Origin of the sequence: Candidatus Darwinibacter acetoxidans (genome assembly GCF_041936445.1) — a bacterium.
Lineage (GTDB): Bacteria > Bacillota > Limnochordia > Darwinibacteriales > Darwinibacteriaceae > DTU010.
This window is the reverse complement of record NZ_JBHGXH010000079.1, coordinates 1-1,787: the sequence shown is the minus strand read 5'-3', so window position 1 is coordinate 1,787 and position 1,787 is coordinate 1. Positions and strand designations below refer to the sequence as shown.

The following is a 1,787-nucleotide window of genomic DNA, read 5'->3' as shown; positions in this document are numbered from 1 at the left end:
AAAATAAAAGGCGACCCGTCAAGAGTCGCCGTCATCAAACTTGTCCTGCCAGACGCGCCCCCACATTCCGAGAATTTTCTGGTGGTCCTCCGGAGACTGCGTTGGTGTGGGTTCTTTGTCGCGCTCAAGCATAAAATCCTTCGGCTGGAATGGCTTCTTTTGCTTTTTCGGGTCTCTGTTGACGTTTGCTATGGTAGACGCCACCAGCCCAGCCCGCCAATCATCGACCTCAGTTCCCCAGGGCTCTAGTTCAAAATAGGCCATCCACTCAGAGAGCTCCCGGCTGTCAATGCGCTCCAGGAGCTCCCGAACTGTCATGCCAAGGGCCAGGGCTAACCGAAAATAGAATCTTCGCTGAGGCCGCCGTCTGAGTTTTTTGCTAGTTCCTCCACATCCTCGTCTTTGAGGCCAGAGAGTCTCTGTGCTACCTCGAAGAGCCTGTCCAAAACAACGGCTGACTTCTTTCCAAGCTGGCCGACATCCGCATCAGAGAATATCCGGTTGCTTTCCTCATCAACGACAGTCAATGCAACCAGCTTTGCTCTGATATTGCGGAGGTTCATCTTGGTGGACTTTCCACGCTGTTCTACAACAGAAGCCTCAAAAGCATCGCGTTCAGTGCCTGTGAGTGTGCGCACATAGACGCAACCACCCCATTCAGGCACTTCAACCAGCTCGCGAGGGAGGTCCTCCGCTTGCAGGATCGCATCTCGTGTCAGTATTTTGACCTTAGCCATATCTCATGTCCTCCTATGCTATTGCCCCATACGTGGGCTTGGACGTGACTGCAATTGTTACCTCGGCCTGCATGACGTCACCGGCGGTAATCTCCTGTGGCGCAAAGCCCGTCACATAGCCGCTAAATGTGTAGCCCTTGCCGCTCTTGTATTTAATCTTGCACGTCTGTTCTGCGCCGCTGTAGAGCGCAGCCTCGCACGCCTGGTGCGTTGCATTCTCAGGATCGAAGTTGATTGTGAATGACATGTCCCCACCATCTATCAGCCCAATCAACTTCTTCTTGAATTCATCAGCAGGGTTCAAGTCCTCCACATCAACCGTTTCTCTCGTTGGCCCTGGCGGAGAAATACTTGCCACCTGTCCTATTGTGTTTGCCCCCAATATGAACTGGGTCTTTAGACCCGTTGATTCAGCCATTTGTCACCCCTCCTCAATAATTTCTACAATTTCTACCAGCTCTTCATACGTCGGCTTTGCAGTCACAGCGATTGTGACCTCGGCCTGCATGACGTCGCTTGCAGCGATCTCTTGAGGCGCAAAGCCCGTCACGATGCCGGTAATGTCGTAATATCCACCGTCGGAATAGACCTCTTCGTCGAACGGGAACTGAATGCGGTAGTTGTATGGGACGCCGTTCGCGAAGTCATCTTCAAGGTCTTTGTGGCCCTGCTCTTCCGGATCGAAGTTGAGCGTCACAGAGAACTCTCCGCCGTCAATCAAGCCAACCAACTTCTTCTTGAAGTCATCAGCCGGGGCAAGCTCTTCAACGTCCACCGTGTCTCTTGTGAGTTGTGGAGGTGTTATACTTGCCACCTGCGCAATCGCGTCAAAAACCCCGGTCACAGCAGTCTCTCGTAGAAACTGAGTGCCGAGTCCAGTTGCTTCAGCCATGTCATCACCCCTTATACTCAATCATCACGTCAACATGATGGTAAATCTCATCAATCCCGTCTTGTGCAATTTGACGGTCATTGTCCACGCTTGCCAGAATCACGTCCAGGCCACCGCCCATCGTGCCAGTGAAGCCCTCGACGGCATCAATCACGGCC

General features: G+C 52.8%; 4 protein-coding genes. All 4 read right to left on the bottom strand.

Annotated features, from left to right (window positions below):
- Window positions 1-18: 18 nt before the first annotated feature.
- From ACE4YL_RS02715 to ACE4YL_RS02700, 4 genes are read right to left on the bottom strand one after another with little or no spacing between them, the layout of a single operon-like run.
- Window positions 19-318, bottom strand: coding sequence for a phage tail assembly protein T (locus ACE4YL_RS02715; protein ID WP_461369158.1), 300 nt, complete (start codon window positions 316-318; stop codon window positions 19-21).
- Between the two features lie 14 nt (window positions 319-332).
- Window positions 333-737 carry a hypothetical protein gene (locus ACE4YL_RS02710; protein WP_461369157.1) on the bottom strand — a complete coding sequence of 135 codons (405 nt, stop codon included), beginning with the start codon at window positions 735-737 and terminating at the stop codon, window positions 333-335.
- Window positions 738-750: 13 nt separating this feature from the next.
- Window positions 751-1,155: a phage tail tube protein gene (locus ACE4YL_RS02705; RefSeq protein ID WP_461369156.1), complete on the bottom strand. Its 405-nt coding sequence runs from the start codon at window positions 1,153-1,155 to the stop codon at window positions 751-753.
- Window positions 1,156-1,158: 3 nt separating this feature from the next.
- Window positions 1,159-1,629 carry a phage tail tube protein gene (locus ACE4YL_RS02700; RefSeq protein ID WP_461369155.1) on the bottom strand — a complete coding sequence of 157 codons (471 nt, stop codon included), beginning with the start codon at window positions 1,627-1,629 and terminating at the stop codon, window positions 1,159-1,161.
- Window positions 1,630-1,787: the final 158 nt, after the last annotated feature.

Excerpts from the sequence above, each read along its gene's own strand:
- ACE4YL_RS02715 (WP_461369158.1), bottom strand. The coding sequence starts at position 318 with ATGACAGTTCGGGAGCTCCTGGAGCGCATTGACAGCCGGGAGCTCTCT.
- ACE4YL_RS02710 (WP_461369157.1), bottom strand. The coding sequence starts at position 737 with ATGGCTAAGGTCAAAATACTGACACGAGATGCGATCCTGCAAGCGGAG.
- ACE4YL_RS02705 (WP_461369156.1), bottom strand. The coding sequence starts at position 1,155 with ATGGCTGAATCAACGGGTCTAAAGACCCAGTTCATATTGGGGGCAAAC.
- ACE4YL_RS02700 (WP_461369155.1), bottom strand. The coding sequence starts at position 1,629 with ATGGCTGAAGCAACTGGACTCGGCACTCAGTTTCTACGAGAGACTGCT.